We start from the raw sequence: 16,943 nt of genomic DNA on the forward strand, positions 1-16,943 counted from the left end.
CGGAGCAGATCGACCACTCCGACAGACTGCATTCAGCTTCGCCACTACAGCCGATGCGCAGGCGCCCTGGCATAGAGCAGCGCCCGCAACAGGAACAACGGATTGCCAAGCACATAGCGCGTAAACAGCCGCTTGGGTTCTTTGAGCAACCTGAAAATCCACTCACCGTTCAGTCGCCGCACCCAATGGGGCGCTCGCGTTACCTTGCCACCCAGAAAATCCACAATGGCCCCGCCGCACACGATCAGGCAGGGGTAGCCGAGCGTCGCCAGCCGGGCAGCCACCTGTTCCTGCTTGGGCATCCCCATGCCCAACACGATCAACGCTGGCTGTTGCTGCTGGGCGAGACCCAGGTAAGTATCGACCTGGGCAAAACCATCGTGCCGTGACACCACGTGCACGCCATACCGCGCTTCGCAGCGCTGAGCGGCCTCGGACAGGAACGGCTCCCGCGTCCCCCAGAACGCCACGCGCCTGCCATTGAAGGCCGCCAGCAGCTTGGGGATGAAATCCGTGCCGTTCATGTTGAGCCCAGGCGCCAACCCCAGGCGCCGCAGCAATATCGCCATGCCGGCCCCATCGCGCAGCAGCACGTCAGCTGACGCCAGTGCCTGGCAGTAATCAGCCTTGCCGGCGACCAGGTTCATGGCATGGGCGTTGACGAAGCCCAGCACCGTTGGCTGCTGTGCTGAACATAGCGACGCAAGCAACTGTTGCTCGCCTGCGGCATCCTCGACCAGGTGCAGTTTGCCCATGATCGTCTTCCAGCGTTGCAGCCAGGCCCAGGCACCCATCAGCTGTCATCCCGTTTTGAACGCACCCAGTCCACCTGGCGCTTGAGTAGGAACCCCAGGTACAGGGGGATTTTCCTGGCCGCATAGAACGGCGCGTACATCAGTACCGAAAACGGCATCACCTCCCGTGCAAAACGTGCCCACGCCAGCAAGACTGCAGTGCCCAACAAGCCCAACGCCAGCGTGGCAAGCAATGCAGGCAACAGCAGCCCAAATAGTCCGAACGCCAGCCAGGTGACCACGAAAAGCACCGTCAGCAGCAATGACAGCAAGGCCAGCGGGGGCACCAGCAGGTCCATGGCCATGCCCAACAGCGGCCAGTTACCTCGCGCCAGCGCATGCCCGACAAGCTTCGGGCCTTCCGCCAGCACCACCCCCAGGTGCCCATGTTCCCAGCGCTTGCGCTGGATGCTCAGGCCTTCCTGGCTGGTGGGGAAATGGCTGTTGACGACAGCTTCCGGGCAGAACAGCGGCGGCTTGCCGAGCGCGGCACACTCCAGCCCCAGCTTCAGGTCTTCAACCAGATGCCCAGTGGCCAGATTGACGGCCGACAAGTCTTGCCAGGTAAATGCCATGCCCGCTCCCATCAACTGGCAGGGCAAGCCGGCACGGGCCCAACCACGCGGGCGGACCAGGTTCTTTACCCGCCAGGCAAAGGCGGCGACCTGCACTTTCAACCCCGCGCCAGCAGGTGCATGCATCAGGTACAGCGCTTGTGCCGGCCGGCCGTTGTCGACACAACAGCGTGCCAGTTGCTCAAGCGCATCCGCGCCAACCTGGCAGTCTGCGTCGATGATGATCAGTACATCCGGTGGCGACTGGCGCAGATGCTGCACCCCGAAGTCCAATGCGTAACCCTTGCCGCAGCGCTGTTGATCCTGGCGCTCGACCACTTGTGCGCCGGCCGCGCGGGCCAGGCTTGCGGTCTGGTCCGTGCAGTTGTCGGCTACCACCAGCAGTTGGTCGCCTTCACGCAATTGCGGCCTGATGCTGGCGAGCGTGGAGGCAATCAGCGTTGCCTCGTTGTGCGCGGGCACCAGCACGGCAACCCGCGCACGCTTGCCTTGCCGGGTAACCCGCACAGGCGCAGGCAGGCAGGCCAGTACTACCTGGGTGAACAACAGCAGTGCCGGCAACAGCAGCAGTAGCGCCGCCAGCACCAGCAACCCGCCCAACAGGGTCAGCATGTCGGCTCCTTGAAATGGCTGAGCAACCTGGCCGCTTCAGTATCGATGTCGTGGCGCTTGAGTACGCGCTGGTAAGCCGCCTCGCCCATGCGTTGCAACACTTCTGCAGGTTGCTGCAGGCAGTCGAGCATGGCCTCGGCCAACGCTTCGACCGAACCTGCCGGGAACAACCAGCCGTTCTCGCCTTCGCGCACCAGTTCGGGAATGCCTGCCACGTAGGTGGTAAGCACCGGGCGGCGCAGCGCCATGGCCTCCATGATGACCACCGGCAAGCCTTCGGCAAAACTGGGCAATACCAGTGCGCGCGCGGCAAGGATTTCGTCGCGCACCTGCGCGCTGCTGATCCAGCCGGTGATGCGTACCTGCGCCTGCAAGCCGTGCCGGGCGATCAACGCCTCGATCGGGCCACGCAATTCGCCATCGCCTGCCAACACCAACTCAAAGGCCACGCCCCGGCTCGCCAGGGCTTGCGCGGCCTCGATCAACAGCAACTGGCCTTTCTGTTCACACAAACGCCCCACACAGACCAGCCGGGGCGCGCCCGCCAGGGCCAGTGCAGCCCCTTCGTGGAAACTGCGTTCCAGGCCACAGTGCACCACCTTCACCTTTTCCCAGTGCTCATGTGCCACCCAGCGGTACAACTGGCTGCGCCCGAAGGAGCTGACAGCGGCAACGAACGCGGCCCGTCGCACTTTTTCGCCAAGGTGCAGAAGCTGCGCCTTGTCGAACTCTTCCGGCCCATGCACGGTGAAACTGTAGGTGGGCCCGCCCAGCGCGTTGGCCAGCATGACCACCTCTGTCGAGTTGGTACCAAAATGCGCGTGCACGTGCTCGGCAGCAGATGCCTGTAACCACTGCACCACCCGGCACGCTTCGGCCAGGTAGACCAGGTGGTAGGGCCATGGGCGATCGGCACGCCAACCCAGGCGAAGCGCCAGGCGCAGGGCTGCAAGAAACGCTTTGGGGCGTGCCCGCATCACCTCGACCAGGGGCTTGAGCAAGCCCCTCACCCCCTCCTGCAGCACATAGCGAGTCTTGCCCCGCTCTGCCAGGTCTTCGGCGTCGTGCAGTTCGGCGTCCCAGCCACGCAAGGCGATGCGTTGTACCTCCACGCCCTGACGCTCCAGCGCCAATATTTCGCGGCGGATGAAACTGTGACTGACCTTGGGATACTGATTGATGAAATAAGCAATGCGCATAGTGCCCCGAATCTGAGTCCATTTACTGAATGGCCAGGTCTGCCGTGCTCTGCTGCACAGAGCTGGCAGCCAGGGCGGCCTGTATCTGGCCAAACACGTCATCCAGCAACGCGTGGCGCCTGCGATACATCGCCCGTTTCTTGGCCGCGACTTCCTCTACCGCGCGCTGCGCAGGTGCCAAAGGGATGGTGAAAAAATCCTCGCGCTCCGAGGGAGCAGCACCGTTTTCCTGCCAGATCACATCGTAGTTGGCGGCCAGGTCCTGGTGCTTGTCAGCGCCAAAATAAGGATGGCGATGGTGGCGATATTCATCCCCCACCGCATAGATGCGCTCGGCCCCCAGGGTTCTGGCCACGCATTTGATCGCCTCGATCAACAGGCTTCTGGGACGCAGGCCTTCGAAGTCCTTGGTCAGGTCGCGGTAGATCGTCAGCGAGGTCTCGCTGTCCACGCCCTTGTGAATGCCTTGCACTGCGCCGATGTACAGGCACAGGCCCGCTGCTTCGCGACACAGGGTGAACGCGAGCGAGGCCACGCGCAGCTCGCCCTGGAACAGGTTGATCACCAGCTCCCCTTCGCGCTTGAACCAGATAGGCCGATCGAGCACCAGGCTGCAGCCGCTGGAGTACGCCGACAGGTTGCACAGCAGCCGATGTTCGTCACGCTGCAACAGCAGCAGCGGGGCACAGTGAGCAGCGACCACTTCATAGTGCGACGCCACCGCTTCGAACCGCTGAGGGGCACTCCAGCTCTTGCTGATGTACGGCCACTGCACGACGCCGATGCAGTCCACGCCCAACCGTTCGAAGCGGTCTTTGCCAAGCGCCTGTGACATGCGCTTGGCGAATGCCTGCAAGCCAGGCCACTCGCGGGCCATCGATACCGTCAACTTGAACTTGTTGTTGAGCGCGCGCAGCGAATAGCCGGGCTGCAAGATGAGCACACTCTTGGCTAACGATCTGAACGTCATCGACATGTCATTTGTACTCGATCAGCAGCGCCTTGCCGGCCGCGTACCTGTTAAGAAGGAACTTCGCCTGGCCGAGCATTTCGGGAAACTTGCCCAGCACCAGGAATACCGCCTGCCACCAGTTTTCCCGCGTCGAACGCCCGCCCCGGCGGGCCAGGCGCACGATCTGCAGCGGATAGACCAGCAACAACCACAGCCCCCAACCCCCCGACAGCAGGCTCACGACCAGGATCGCCAGTGGCAGTTGCAGGCCCCATAACCAGGCGCGCCGAGATTCACGCAACCAATGGCGCTCCGGCGCCAGCCCATGCAGGTAGGCGCCCTCGGCATAGGCATAGCCGGCTCGCAGACTGCGCCGCCACCATTGCCCGAAACGGGTCATGGCGGCATCGTGCAGGGTCATCTCATCGGCCAGGCGCCAGACCTTCCAGCCAGCCGCGCGCAAGCGCACGCACAGCTCCGGCTCTTCGCCGGCAATCAGTTCCGGGCGAAACCCGGACACCGCCATGAAGGCATCGACACGCATCAGTGCATCGCCCCCGCAGGCCTTGGTTTCCCCCACCGGTGTGTCCCATTCCAGGTCGCACAGCAGGTTGTATACCGAGCGCTGCGGGAAGCGCTCGCGGCGCCGCCCACACACCACCGCCACGTCCGGGTGCTGGTCGAGAAACGCCTGGGCCTTGCCCAGCCAGCCGGCATCGACTTCACAATCACCGTCGACGAACTGCACATGGCGTATACACGGCACGATGCCTTGCAGGCAGGCGAAACCCTCGTTACGGGCCCGCGCCGCGGTAAAAGGTTGCGTCATGTCCAGCGCCACCACTTCGACGCCAAGCCGTCGCGCCAGCTGCACCGAACCGTCGGAGGAGCCGGAATCCACGTACACCAACTGGTCCGCCCGCCCCACCAGTGACAACAGGCAGCGCTCCAGGCGCTGGCCTTCATTGCGGCCGATCACCACCACTCCAATGCCTGTCACCATGGGCTTCACTCGTCAGCTGCGGGCTGGGTCACGTGTACTGCATGGCATCGCTGTGCTTGCGCGACTTGATCGTCGCGGGCACCCCCACTGCCAGGGAGTTGTCCGGCACATCGGTCAACACCACCGCGTTCGAGCCTATCGCGACGTTGTTACCGATGCGTATATTGCCCAGCACCTTGGCCCCGGCGCCGATATCCACGTTGTTGCCAAACACCGGTGCGATGGGTTCGTCGACGTTCTTCAGGCCAACCACCACACCGTTGCGGATCCGGCAGTCATCGCCAAAACGCGCATAGCCACTGATGACGATGCCGCCGAAGTGGTCGATGACGAAATTGCGGCCAATCACGACCTCGCAGGGCAACTCGACCCCGGTGATGATCTGCACGAACTTGAACAGCACCTTGTAGACGAAGGAACACACTTTGCGCAGCAAGGCCGGACGTACGCCATAGCGCCAACGGCCGAAGCGGTAGACCAGCAGCACCCAGAACCCTTGGGCGCCCCAATCACCACCGTGAGCACGCAAGTCTGCGCGGATGTTGTCGAACATGGTTTCACCTACCGTGTGGGTTGGCTGGCAAACTGGGTCTTGAACAGCAGTGACCACGTGACGCGGGTATGTTTCCAGCACGCCTTGATCGCAGCCAGGCCGCGGCCTTTGAGAATTGCCTTGAGCGCCAGTACCAAGTCACCCAGGCTCACCAGCAGCATATGCAAGGCCAGGCCTGCCACGCCGTGGTGCTTGCGGAAATACAACAGCTCGCTCTCGATCTGATAACCGGATATCTGCCGGCTCGCGGCTTCCAGTTCGGCCACCGACTTGGAGCTTTCACCGCCGATGTGCACCACCGTGGTGTCAGGGAAATACACCACTTTCCAGCCGGCCGCCTTCACCCGCTTGCAGTGGTCCACCTCCTCGTAATAAAGAAAGTAACGCGGGTCGAACAGCCCCACCTGGTCGAGCACTTCACGGCGCACCAGGTAGAAGCAGCCGGGCAGCCAGTCACACTCACGCACCGAAGCATGGTCCCAGTCCATTTCATCGACCATTTTCAGGCCCGGGAAGAAACGCCCGAGCCCGGTGCGCGAGACGAATACGTTCAAGGGTGTCGGGAAATAGCGGCAACTCGGTTGCAGATCGCCGTCACGGCCCACCAGGCGCACGCCAAGAATGCCGCACTCCGGGTGTGCGTCCATGTAGTCGACGGTTTTCTGCAGGCTGTCGGCAGCCACGAAGGCATCGGTGTTGAGCAGTAGCGCGTACTTGCCCTGCAGGTGCGCCAGCAGTTGATTGTTGGCGCGGCCGAAGCCGACATTGAGCGTGTTGCTCAGCAGCAAGGCTTCAGGGCAGACCTTTCCCAGGCGCTCCACCGAGTCGTCAACCGACGCATTGTCCACCACCAGGTAGCTGGCCAGGGCTTCCCCGCCGGCGGCGCGCAGTGCGTCGAACATCGGCTGCAGCAACGAGGCGGTGTTGAAGTTGACCACCATCACATCGACAGGCTTTTTATCCATTGCTGCCGTCCCCGAAGAAATAGCGACGCCTGTGCATCGCCAAGGTTGGCTCCAGCGTTGGGTCGAATGAGCCTGAGCGCTGCTTGATCAGGTCTATCCAGGGGTAGGTCTCGCAACGTTCCTCGACCCGTTTGATCAGGTCCTGCGTGGTGCAGATGAACTTGGCCGGGTTGCCACCGACCACTGTGCCCGGTGGCACGTCCTTGGTCACCACGGCGCCGGCTGCCACCACCGAATCAGGCCCGATGGTCACGCGTGGCATGATGATTGCGCCGTGGCCGACGAAGCTGTTGTCCCTGACATCGATGACACCGACCGAGTCCAGTTTCTTGCCATAGCAGAGCTCGATCAGCGCCACCACGCCGTCATGGCCCAGCAACGTACAATCGGACAAGCCGACGTTATTGCCGATGCGCACCAGCGCCCGGTCGGTGACGTTGCAACCGACATTCATGTGAAAGTTGCTGCCTACGGAATAGAACCCGCCCCATCGGGACTGGTATTCGCCCCACTGCCTGGGTGTGGGGTTGCAAAGCTTCTTGTAGGCCGCAACACCTCGTCCGGTCGTATTGGCATAATGCGCCACTGCATTGCGTATCCATCCAAACATACGGCATGCCTCGCAAATCAAGCGATCCTGGACTGTCCCTGAGGCGAACAAGGTCTCGTTCTTGTAGGTGCTGACCCTGTTGCACTCAACCCTTGCACATCGCTACTTCAGTTCAACGGTTTCAAGCCGTCGCCCCCGTTGCCGAGCGCATCTTCTCGTTGAGGTGGTCGGCCAGCCTCAAGGCGAACTGCAGCAATGGCATTGTCGGGTTCGAAGCCCCGCCGGTGGCGAAGACACTGCTGCCGGCGACATAGAGGTTTTCGGTGCCAAACACCTTGCAGTTGATATCGACCACCCCGTCCTTTGCCGTGGCCGCCATCCGCGTGGTGCCCATGTGATGCGCGTGGGGTGACATCTTCAGCGGCAGGCTGGTGTCGTAGACGAAGTCGTTGAGCTTGACGAAACCCAGGCCCGTCTCGGCGAACTGCTTGGCCAGTTCACTGCCGATGCACTTGATGGTGTGCCGGTCGTCGTCGCTCAGCACCCAGTTGACGTTGACCTTGGCCACCCCCAGTTCGTCCTGCTCGTCCAGCAGCGAGATACGGCTATGAACGTTGGGAAACTGCTCGATCAGCGTGCTGATCACGCCATCGCCTGGGCAGCTGAACTTGGCCACGAACTCGATCTTGCTGGCCACACCCATGTCACACGCCAGGTTTTCCAGAAAGCGCTTCACCTCGGCCGTACGGCCATAGGTCTGCACGTCGGCCAGCACAGACGCCAGGACGTTGCCCTTGCCTGCCCGGTACTCGGCGACAAAGGCATCGGTGGTGAAATACTGGCGCGGCTCGGTATCTTCACCGCTGCGCAGGATGAACGTACCCATGTCGATGTTCAGGTGTTCCATGAAGCAGCGGCCGACCAACCCGTCCTTGCTCACCACGCCTGCCTGCGCCAGGGACTTGCTGTTGAGCAGTTGCCTGGCGTTTTCGATGGCGCCCATGGCGAGGATGTAGTTGCGCGCAGTAACAGGCCGGCGCTTGCCGTCGTAGTCGGACACCTGCACAGCCTTCAATTGGCCAGCGGCCTGATCGAACAGCAGGTCGACGCAGTTGCAGTTGATGAACACATCCAGCCCTGGCGTCTCGTCAAGCGCCGTGGCGTACTTCTGCGCAAAGCGCGTTGGTGTGCTTAGCAGGAAACGGTCGGCATCGAAATCGCCACCGTTCAGGCCGGCATTCATGGCGCGAAATTCCGCGCCCTGGGGCAGGTCGACGATCTCCATGGCGGCCGGCAGATAGCGCTCGACTTCAGCGTATGTGATCGGCCAACCGGGCATGTCCACCGGGGGCGGAACGGCAAAATCCGAAGCGGTGAAGGGGCGGCAGCGACCGGCCCAGTGATTGGACGTACCGCCCAGGTAGCGCAAGCGGTCTTCGGCGGGAAACAGCTCAAGGCCCGTGGAGGTGCACTTGTAAAGCCCCTGCGAACGCGGTGTGTACTCACGCCCGCCGCCTTCGAGCAACGCCACGCTCCACCCGGCCCCGGTCAGGCGCAATGCCAGCGTGATCCCCGCGGGGCCTGCGCCGATGATGCAGAAGTCGTAAGCGTCACGCAGGCTTTTGTCAGTGTCGTAGTCCTTGATCATGAGCGTCCGTCCTGGAAGTAGCCAACCGGCAAGACCCAGCCATTGATGACGACGAAGCCGCCCTTTGGCTCAGGCTTGCGCGCTGCATTGGCGCTGACACCAAACACGGCCGCGCCGGCACTCAACAAGACACAATTGCGAATAAAGCCTCTGCGCCCCAGCAACGGCGTACAAAACTGCAGCGTCCCCATGATCACAGCCCCATACCATTGATTTTCTTATGCCCCGCTCTCTGCTGCGGGCCTTGTCGGGCGACCATCAGGGTCAATCGAAAAAGCGCGTCAACAGAGAGGCACAGAGTGCCCCTATCGCAATCATAGGCATAACCAGCGCCACGCGCCTGCACTGGAAGATTCGCATCGCCACGACTTCAATCGACTGCATGACTTCAATCTCTGACCGAATGGCTAGAAGTCACTATAGTTTCATTTAGCCACGATGCTAGCCTCCATCCAGTCCACCGAGGGATAGGTGCCTACAACCCATGCCTGAACATTTAAGAGCCCTGGTCGTCATTCTGCTTGTGGCCAGTGTGGTTTTCTTCATGGCCCGGCGTCCGGCAACGGACCTGATCCCCCTGACGGACTTCAAGCGACGCCGCAACCTGTGGTTTGCCCTGACCCTGGTGGCATTCATTGCCCACAGCTTCTGGCTGTATGCCGGCGCCGCCACGGTCATCCTGCTGGTCGCCCAGCGCCGCGAGCACAACCCGCTGGCGCTGTTCTTCCTGTTGCTGTTCCTGATCCCGCCAGCCATGACCGAAGTGCCTGGCTTTGGCGTGATCAACTACCTGTTCGACATCAACCACCAGCGCGTCCTGACCCTGTGCGTGCTGCTTCCAGCGGCATTGGTGCTGAGCAAGCAAAGCGCAAGCATTCGCTTCGGCCGCCTGCTGCCCGACAAACTGCTGCTGGCCAGCCTGGTGCTGACCAGCGCGCTAGCCCTGCGCGAGACCACGGTCACCGACACGCTGCGCCAGGTGCTGAGCCTGTATATCGATGTGTTCCTGCCCTACTACGTGGCCAGCCGTGGCTTGCGTGAGCTCAGCGACTTCAAGGACGCCCTGCTGGCGTTCGTCATCGCAGGCTTCCTCCTGGCGCTGCTCGGGGTTGCCGAGTATGTACGTCACTGGCTGCTGTACAACGCCCTGATCGATGCCCTGGGCCTGCAATGGGACATGAAAGCCTACCTGAGCCGGGGTGGCTCGTTGCGTGCAAGCGTCACCACCGGCCAGGCCATCGTGCTCGGCTATGTGATGGCCGTGGCCATGGGCTTGTTCCTGTTCGTGCAGCACTTCGTGCAGAAACCAGCCCATCGCTATCTGGGCGCCCTGCTACTGGCCGCCGGGCTGTTCGCGCCGCTTTCACGCGGCCCGTGGATAGGCGCAGGCGTGATCGTGGTGGTGTTCATCGCCCTGGGCAGGCACGCCGTATCGCGCCTGGCGCTGCTGGCACTGGCCGGGGTACTGGCCATACCGTTGCTGAGCGTCATCCCCGGTGGCGACAAGGTGCTCGACCTGCTGCCCTTCATCGGCAAGGTGGACACCGAGAACATCACGTACCGCCAACGCCTGCTCGACAATTCGTGGATCGTCATCCAGCGCAACCCGCTGTTCGGCTCGTTCGATTACCGCAGCACCCCGGAAATGCAATCGATGATCCAGGGCGAAGGCATCATCGACATCGTCAACACCTACGTCGGCCTGGCCTTGCGCGTCGGCCTGGTGGGGCTGGGGCTATTCCTGGGCTTTTTCGCCTGCATCCTGCTGGGTATCCGCAAGGCGATGCGCCCGTTCACCGATGATGCCGAGCCGCGCCGGCTGCTGGGGCGGGTATTGCTGGCGACCTTGCTGGGGATCCTGGTAACCATTTTCACCGTCAGCAGCATCACGGTCATCCCGATCGTGTACTGGTCGATTGCCGGGCTCAGCGTCGCCTACATAGAAATGTTGCGCCGACAGGCCGCAACCGAGACCAGCCAGGTGACCACCGTCAGCCTTCAACCGAGGTAGTCAGATGCCCAGCCTTGCCCTGTGTACATGGACCCGCACATCGTTACTCGTCGGTCTGCTGGCATTGCCCATGAGCGGCTGGGCGTCAGACTGGATCGTGCGTGTGGACGAACAGAACGGTTTGCCCACCCTGACCCACGGCGGTGGCCCGGCTTTCGTGCCCAGCTTCGATTTCTGGGGCGCGAACTGGGGCTGGACGGGGTTCTATCCAGCGCTCAAGGTCGAAGGGCCCTACCGCTACACGGTGACCGGCAGCAACAAGGACCTGGACTTCGACCTGAAGGCCGACATCCAGAAGCCCCAGGCGCAAACCCTCACCTGGGACTTCGACCTGCAGGCGCACAGCAGGCAGAGTGGCGTGATGGGCGGCGGCATCGTCTGGCGCTTCGACCCCACGCTGATCGCCGGGGAAATGGGCGACCCCGTGCTGTTACCGGAAAACCGCGGCTGGGCGTGGGGCAAGAACCCCAAAGGGCCGCATGTCGAAATGCGCTTCGACCCACCGCTGGCCAAGGTCTATTTCGAACGGGGCAACACCGACCAGGTACGCACCTTCTTCTACACCGACTCGATCAAGCCCGGGCAACAGCAGATCAAGGCGCAGCTGAGCGTGACCGGCGATATCACCATCGGCCAGACCGCCACTGAACGCTTTGGCATCACCGACCCCGCGTCCTGGCCAGATGACCAGCTCGACTGGCGCACCTCACCGGTTGACCTGTCGTTCCTCAACGCCGCGGAAAAACCGGCCGGCAAGCGCGGCTTCGTCAAGGCCGATGGCGAACAGCTGGTGTTCGCTGACGGCACACCGGTGCGCTTCTGGGGCACCAATATGGCGGCCTACTCGCTGTTCCGCACGCCCGACGAGGAAATCAAGCAACAGGCCAAGCGCTTGTCGGCCCTGGGCTTCAACCTCGTACGCCTGCACCACCACGACTCCCCTTGGGTGACACCCAACGTCTTCGGTGACTTGCAGCAGCTCAAGGATACCCAGCAGCTCAGTGACGAGTCGCTGAAGAAGATCGACCTGTGGATCAAGAGCCTCAAGGACGAAGGCATCTACGTGTGGCTCGACCTGCATGTGTCACGCCCGCTCACCGCAGCGGACAACATCTATGGCTTCGACGAGCTGCCCAAGGAGCACTCGGTCGCCAGCCTCAAGGGCTACCTGTTCGTCAACGTCACCATGCAGCAAGCGATGAAGCGCTTTGCCGAGCAGTACCTGACCCACGTCAACAGCTACACCGGGCTCGCCTACAAGGACGACCCGGCAATTGCCGCAGTGCTGATCACCAACGAGAACGACGTCACCCACCACTTCGGCAATGCGCTGCTGCCCGACAAGAATGTCCCCAAGCACAACCGCCTCTACATGGATCAGGCCAAAGCCTTCGCCGAGCGCCACGACTTGCCGGCGGACAAGACCTGGCGCGCCTGGGAGCACGGCCCCTCGAAGCTGTTTCTCAACGACCTGGAGCAGCGCTTCTACGCCGACATGATCAGCTACCTGCGCACCCTCGGGGTCAAGGTGCCGATCGCCACCACCAGCACCTGGGGCCTCAACGGCCTGTCCTCGCTACCAGCACTGACCGCTGGCGACGTGGTCGACGCGCACAGCTACGGTGGGCTCGGCCAGCTGGAGAAGAACCCGCTGAGCAGCGACGGCATGATCCACTGGCTGGGTGCGGCCCAGGTGCTGGGCAAGCCGATGACCGTCACCGAATGGAACGCCGAACCCTTCCCCTTGCCTGATCGCCATTCACTGCCGCTTTACGTGGCCGGCACCGGCAGCCATCAGGGTTGGGACGCGATCATGCAATACGCCTACAGCCAGCAAGCGTTTTATGAACAGTGGCGCCGGGCCGACAACTGGAACGCCTACAACGACCCGGGGCTGATCGCCACCCTCCCCGCGGCCGCCCTGCTCTATCGGCGCCAGGACGTGCACCAGGCCAAGACCCGCTACGTTTTCGCGCCCACTGCAGCCACCCTGTTCAACCAGGAGATCTCCCCGGCCAACTCGGTGATGCTGCGCACGGCCATGGAGAAAGGCCGCCTGCAGATCGCCATGCCGCAAACCCCGGAGTTGCCATGGCTGCAAGCCGGCGCACTACCTGCAGATGCGCAGGTACTGAAAGACCCTGGTCAGTCGCTGATCGATAGCGATGCCAGTGAGGCGGTAACCGACACCGGCGAGCTGCGGCACAACTGGCAACAGGGCCTGTACACCATCGATACACCCATGACGCAGGCGGCAACCGGATGGTTGGGCGGCCAGTCGCTCAACGTGGGTGACATCCAGCTCCAGCTGAAAACCGCCTACGCCAGCGTCGTGGTGCAGAGCCTGGACGCCAAACCGCTCACCCAGTCACGCAGCCTGCTGATTTCGCTGGGCAGCCGCGCCGTGCCCAGGCCCGACGACGTAACGCCGTTCCATGTCGAGCCCCTGCAAGGCAGCCTGAGCATCAAGGCACCGGCGGGCCTGAAACTCTACAGCCGCAGCAGTGACGGCCATGAAAAAAACCTGCCGGCGAGCTACAAGGATGGGCGTTATCTGATCACCTTCGATGGCCAGCACATGGCCAACTGGCTGTTCTTGAAATAGGGCATATCGCCATCTACAGTCATTGAAGCCCTGTATTCCAGGCATTCGACGCTGCGTCTGTTCCAGGAGGATTGGATGAAGTACTTGGTTGTCGGTGGTGCAGGTTATATCGGCTCACACATGGTCAAGCACTTGCTGCGTGCCGGCCATGAGGTGGTGGTGGCGGACCTTGAGGCGCCGGCACCCGGCATCGAATGGGTATGCCTGGACATCGCCGACGGCCACGCGCTCGACGCTTTGTTCAGCGATTATCACTTCGACGCGGTGTTCCATTTCGCGTCGTTCATCCAGGTCGGTGAGTCGGTGGTCGACCCCGACAAGTACTACCTGAACAACGTCTGCGCGACCCTGAGCCTGCTCGAGGCCATGGTACGGGCAGGTATCAAGCGGCTGATCTTCTCGTCAAGTGCCGCCGTGTATGGCGACCCTCAGTATGTGCCCATCGACGAGCAACACCCGAAGCTGCCGATCAACCCCTACGGGCGCAGCAAGTGGATGGTTGAACAGATGCTCCAGGACTTCGACCAGGCATATGGCCTGCGCTCGGTAAGCTTGCGTTACTTCAACGCGGCAGGCGCCGACCCGGAGGGTGAACTGGGCGAATGCCATGAGCCGGAAACCCACTTGATTCCGCTGATTCTGCAGGCGGCCTCCGGGCGACGCGAAGCCGTGACCGTGTTCGGCCATGACTACGACACCCCGGATGGCACCTGCATGCGTGACTATATCCACGTTGCCGACCTGGCTTCGGCGCACGCGCTGGCGGTCGAGTACCTGCTGAGCGACGGTGCAACCGTATCCTTCAACCTGGGCAACGGGCTGGGCTTTTCGGTGCAGGAAGTGATCGAGACGGCGCGCACGGTGACTGGCCGGCAGATCGCTGTCAACGAAGCGCCGCGCCGCGCCGGGGACCCGCCTCGGCTCGTGGCGGATGCTGAGAAAGCCAGGGCAGTGCTGGGCTGGCAGCCCGTGTTCAGTTCACTGGCTGAGATCGTCAGTCACGCCTGGGCGTGGGAGCAGAAATACCCCTGGAAGTAACAGCCAACCCCTTCGCGCCAGCTCGACGCCAAGGGGCCAACCCTCAGTAATAGGTCCGCGGTTGCTCATCCGCCTTGTTCAGTACCGCCCCAACCAGATTCGACGAGGCCAGGTGATACAGGCAATCTTCGATGTCTTTCTTGCTGTTCATGCCATTGGCCACCACCAGCAGCACGCAGTCGAACTTCGGCAGCACGGTGATCGCGTCATCCGAACTCAGCAGCGGCGGCAAGTCGAAAATGCAGATCCGAGAGTCATAACGGTCGCGCAGGTCGGTGATCAGGTTGCTGACCTTGGGTGACGACAGCACCTCGGTAGACATCGGTACCGGCTCGCGCGTCGGCAGCACCACAAAACGAGGCAGCGTCGGGTTGACCAGCGCCTCTTCGAGCCAGGCCTTGCCATTGAGCACGTCGTTCAGCGCTTTCTCCATCGGCAGGCCGAGGCTGCTACCCACCCGTGGGCGGCGCAGGTCGAAGTCCACCAGCAAGGCCGTCTTGTTGGTGTGGTGGGCGATGCTCATGGCCAGGTTGACGGCCAGCACCGTCTTGCCCGCCTCGGGTGTTGGCGAGGTGATTGCCAGCGTACGCCAGCCATTGTCCTCCATGGCCTGCAACACCTGAGTGCGCAGCAGGTCGATCGCCCCGCTCATGTTCGAGTTCTTGTTGAAGGAAACGATCCGGTTACGCTCCAGGAGCTCCGCATTCAGCGGCACCACCCTGGTCTGTACATAATCGAACTGGCCGAGCTCCCCGGGCTTTTCCATGACCGAAGGCACCTGCGCCGTCTCGGAGGTGGCAGGCGAAACCTGGTGAATGTTCTTACCAATAGCCGGCGTAATTCTGTCCATCGCTGCGCTCCCTATTCAAACCGAGCCATCGCTTTGTAAAGCAGGAGGTCCAACGGCATGTAGACCACATGGACGACCACCAACAGGATAGCAACCAGCAGCAAACCGGCACCGATCATCATCGACAGCAGCTTCTTGCGCCTGGCCTTGTCCGCCTTGGTCGAGATATACGGCACCGCCACCAGCACGCGCCTGCCCAGCACGCTTTCCAGCGCCCCGACCCCGCGCACGCGCTGATTGAGCATTTCCAGCAGCATCACCAGGCCACCGCCAGCGGCCGGGGCCAGCACCAGGCCGAGGGCGACAATTTTCTTGCGGTTGGGTTTGACCGGTTTTTCCGGCATCAGCGGTGGCTCCAGCAACACGAAGCGCTCGGCCTTGTTTTCCTGCTCGAGGCTTTCGGTGATCTTCGCGCCCATTTCCTTGTTGCGGATTTCTTCGTACTTCTTGCGCGCGTTGTCGTGATCGCGCATCAGCGTCACCAGGCCGCGTTCAACTTGCGGTGCTTCGAGGATATCGGCCTCGTAGCCTTCCATCTTGGTGGTCAGCTGGCGCTTCTGCTCGGCCAGCGATGCGATGCGCGACTGCGCCGCAGCCATCTTGGTGCGCACCCTGGCGGCATCCAGGTTCAGTGCCCCGGCGGCGGCGATGCCCTGGTCGCCCGAAGCCTTGAGCACGTCGATCTTGCGTTTGATTGCCACCACATCCGGGTGCGCTTCGGTGTACTTGGTCAGCAGGCGCGCATACTCCGCCTTCAGCCCTGGCAGGTCTTGCGGATCAGGGGCTACGGCCCTGCCGTTGGCGCCCTGGGCCGAGGCGCCGGAGTTGGCCGCTGCAAGTTCCAGCTCCAGGTAGCGCAGTTCTTCCTGCGCGGCCTTGTAGTCGCGGTCCACTTCGCGGTATTCCAGTTCGGAACGCGACAACATGCTCATGCGCAGTTGCTGGTTCTCGGGCAAGGCATTGGAATGGGTCTGCTTGAAGTCTGCCAGCTGATTTTCCAGGTCGGCCAGCTCGGCGCCGAGCTTGTTGGCTTCCTGAGTGAGGAATTCGGTGGTTTCGGTGGCACGCTCGGTACGCTGCTTCATGTTCTCGTTGAGGAACAGCGACACCAGTTCATCGGCCACTTCCTTGGCCACGTCCGCGCGTTTGTCTTCGTAGGAGACGGTGAAAGCCACGGTGGCCTCTCCGCGCCCTTTGACAAAGGTGCTGAGCGTGGCCACCACGATGGCGCTGCGCATCTGCTCGATCTTGTCGGTTTCGCTGAGACGGCTGCCGCGGTCGGCAAACAGGCTGTACTTGTCGATGATCCGCAGCAGGTTCTCGCGGGTCATCACCCGCTGGCGGATGACCTCGATACGCTCGTCGGCAAAACTGTTGTTGCCGGCCGAGACCAGGTCCGGGGAAATCTGCTGCGATTCCACCAGAATGGTCCCGGTCGATTGATAGATCGGTGGCACGCTGATTGCCACCCCGACGGTCGCCGCCAGCACGACCACTATGACAACCCCCAACAGCAAGGCACGGTCCTTGATGATGGCGATGTAATCTTTGATAGAAAGCTCGTACTCAGATTTCATAGTGGCCACCA

15 protein-coding genes are annotated in these 16,943 nt (G+C 62.3%); 3 read left to right on the forward strand and 12 right to left on the reverse strand.

Going from position 1 to position 16,943, the window contains the following annotated elements:
* Positions 1-44: 44 nt before the first annotated feature.
* The 10 genes from H040_RS22495 to H040_RS22540 form a co-directional block, all read right to left on the reverse strand.
* Complete coding sequence (locus H040_RS22495) at positions 45-794, reverse strand: WecB/TagA/CpsF family glycosyltransferase (protein ID WP_027916650.1); 750 nt, start codon at positions 792-794, stop codon at positions 45-47.
* On the reverse strand, positions 794-1,981 hold the full coding sequence (locus tag H040_RS22500; protein ID WP_027916651.1) for a glycosyltransferase family 2 protein: 1,188 nt from the start codon (positions 1,979-1,981) through the stop codon (positions 794-796). Before H040_RS22500 ends, H040_RS22495 begins: the two co-directional genes overlap by 1 nt.
* Positions 1,975-3,180, reverse strand: coding sequence for a glycosyltransferase (locus H040_RS22505; protein WP_027916652.1), 1,206 nt, complete (start codon positions 3,178-3,180; stop codon positions 1,975-1,977). The genes H040_RS22500 and H040_RS22505 overlap by 7 nt, the downstream gene beginning before the upstream one ends.
* A 22-nt stretch (positions 3,181-3,202) precedes the next feature.
* Positions 3,203-4,150 (reverse strand): DUF535 family protein, encoded by a 948-nt coding sequence (locus tag H040_RS22510; protein WP_081784221.1) that lies wholly within the window; start codon positions 4,148-4,150, stop codon positions 3,203-3,205.
* Between the two features lie 7 nt (positions 4,151-4,157).
* Positions 4,158-5,135 carry a glycosyltransferase gene (locus tag H040_RS22515; protein WP_027916653.1) on the reverse strand — a complete coding sequence of 326 codons (978 nt, stop codon included), beginning with the start codon at positions 5,133-5,135 and terminating at the stop codon, positions 4,158-4,160.
* A gap of 28 nt (positions 5,136-5,163) precedes the next feature.
* Positions 5,164-5,688, reverse strand: a complete 525-nt coding sequence (locus H040_RS22520) for a serine O-acetyltransferase (protein WP_027916654.1) — start codon at positions 5,686-5,688, stop codon at positions 5,164-5,166.
* An 8-nt stretch (positions 5,689-5,696) separates the two neighbouring features.
* Positions 5,697-6,653, reverse strand: a complete 957-nt coding sequence (locus H040_RS22525) for a glycosyltransferase family 2 protein (protein ID WP_027916655.1) — start codon at positions 6,651-6,653, stop codon at positions 5,697-5,699.
* Entirely contained in the window at positions 6,646-7,263 is a 618-nt protein-coding gene (locus H040_RS22530; RefSeq protein WP_027916656.1) for an acyltransferase, read from the reverse strand. The genes H040_RS22525 and H040_RS22530 overlap by 8 nt, the downstream gene beginning before the upstream one ends.
* A 121-nt stretch (positions 7,264-7,384) precedes the next feature.
* Positions 7,385-8,851 (reverse strand): FAD-dependent oxidoreductase, encoded by a 1,467-nt coding sequence (locus tag H040_RS22535; RefSeq protein ID WP_027916657.1) that lies wholly within the window; start codon positions 8,849-8,851, stop codon positions 7,385-7,387.
* Positions 8,848-9,042, reverse strand: coding sequence for a hypothetical protein (locus tag H040_RS22540; RefSeq protein WP_027916658.1), 195 nt, complete (start codon positions 9,040-9,042; stop codon positions 8,848-8,850). Before H040_RS22540 ends, H040_RS22535 begins: the two co-directional genes overlap by 4 nt.
* Positions 9,043-9,335: 293 nt before the next feature.
* Between H040_RS22540 and H040_RS22545 the strand changes: the two genes are divergently transcribed.
* The 3 genes from H040_RS22545 to galE all read left to right on the forward strand — a co-directional run bounded on the left by H040_RS22545 (position 9,336) and on the right by galE (position 14,505).
* Positions 9,336-10,862, forward strand: a complete 1,527-nt coding sequence (locus H040_RS22545; RefSeq protein ID WP_027916659.1) for an O-antigen ligase family protein — start codon at positions 9,336-9,338, stop codon at positions 10,860-10,862.
* 4 nt (positions 10,863-10,866) lie between these two features.
* Positions 10,867-13,467 (forward strand): cellulase family glycosylhydrolase, encoded by a 2,601-nt coding sequence (locus H040_RS22550; RefSeq protein WP_027916660.1) that lies wholly within the window; start codon positions 10,867-10,869, stop codon positions 13,465-13,467.
* 75 nt (positions 13,468-13,542) lie between these two features.
* A complete protein-coding gene (gene galE / locus H040_RS22555) occupies positions 13,543-14,505 on the forward strand; it encodes a UDP-glucose 4-epimerase GalE (protein ID WP_027916661.1) in 963 nt (320 codons plus the stop codon).
* A 43-nt stretch (positions 14,506-14,548) separates the two neighbouring features.
* Here galE and H040_RS22560 read toward each other — a convergent pair whose 3' ends face one another.
* The gene (locus tag H040_RS22560; RefSeq protein ID WP_027916662.1) at positions 14,549-15,355 is read right to left on the reverse strand and encodes a CpsD/CapB family tyrosine-protein kinase; all 807 of its coding nucleotides are present in this window, start codon (positions 15,353-15,355) and stop codon (positions 14,549-14,551) included.
* Positions 15,356-15,366: 11 nt separating this feature from the next.
* Positions 15,367-16,932 (reverse strand): GumC family protein, encoded by a 1,566-nt coding sequence (locus H040_RS22565; RefSeq protein ID WP_027916663.1) that lies wholly within the window; start codon positions 16,930-16,932, stop codon positions 15,367-15,369.
* Positions 16,933-16,943 lie beyond the last annotated feature (11 nt).

It is taken from the genome of Pseudomonas sp. URMO17WK12:I7 (genome assembly GCF_003269045.1).
Classification (GTDB): Bacteria; Pseudomonadota; Gammaproteobacteria; order Pseudomonadales; family Pseudomonadaceae; genus Aquipseudomonas; species Aquipseudomonas putida_J.

Coding starts and splice junctions, on each gene's coding strand:
- H040_RS22495 (WP_027916650.1), bottom strand. CDS start 794: ATGGGTGCCTGGGCCTGGCTGCAACGCTGGAAGACGATCATGGGCAAA.
- H040_RS22500 (WP_027916651.1), bottom strand. CDS start 1,981: ATGCTGACCCTGTTGGGCGGGTTGCTGGTGCTGGCGGCGCTACTGCTG.
- H040_RS22505 (WP_027916652.1), bottom strand. CDS start 3,180: ATGCGCATTGCTTATTTCATCAATCAGTATCCCAAGGTCAGTCACAGT.
- H040_RS22510 (WP_081784221.1), bottom strand. CDS start 4,150: ATGACGTTCAGATCGTTAGCCAAGAGTGTGCTCATCTTGCAGCCCGGC.
- H040_RS22515 (WP_027916653.1), bottom strand. CDS start 5,135: ATGGTGACAGGCATTGGAGTGGTGGTGATCGGCCGCAATGAAGGCCAG.
- H040_RS22520 (WP_027916654.1), bottom strand. CDS start 5,688: ATGTTCGACAACATCCGCGCAGACTTGCGTGCTCACGGTGGTGATTGG.
- H040_RS22525 (WP_027916655.1), bottom strand. CDS start 6,653: ATGGATAAAAAGCCTGTCGATGTGATGGTGGTCAACTTCAACACCGCC.
- H040_RS22530 (WP_027916656.1), bottom strand. CDS start 7,263: ATGTTTGGATGGATACGCAATGCAGTGGCGCATTATGCCAATACGACC.
- H040_RS22535 (WP_027916657.1), bottom strand. CDS start 8,851: ATGATCAAGGACTACGACACTGACAAAAGCCTGCGTGACGCTTACGAC.
- H040_RS22540 (WP_027916658.1), bottom strand. CDS start 9,042: ATGGGGACGCTGCAGTTTTGTACGCCGTTGCTGGGGCGCAGAGGCTTT.
- H040_RS22545 (WP_027916659.1), top strand. CDS start 9,336: ATGCCTGAACATTTAAGAGCCCTGGTCGTCATTCTGCTTGTGGCCAGT.
- H040_RS22550 (WP_027916660.1), top strand. CDS start 10,867: ATGCCCAGCCTTGCCCTGTGTACATGGACCCGCACATCGTTACTCGTC.
- galE (WP_027916661.1), top strand. CDS start 13,543: ATGAAGTACTTGGTTGTCGGTGGTGCAGGTTATATCGGCTCACACATG.
- H040_RS22560 (WP_027916662.1), bottom strand. CDS start 15,355: ATGGACAGAATTACGCCGGCTATTGGTAAGAACATTCACCAGGTTTCG.
- H040_RS22565 (WP_027916663.1), bottom strand. CDS start 16,932: ATGAAATCTGAGTACGAGCTTTCTATCAAAGATTACATCGCCATCATC.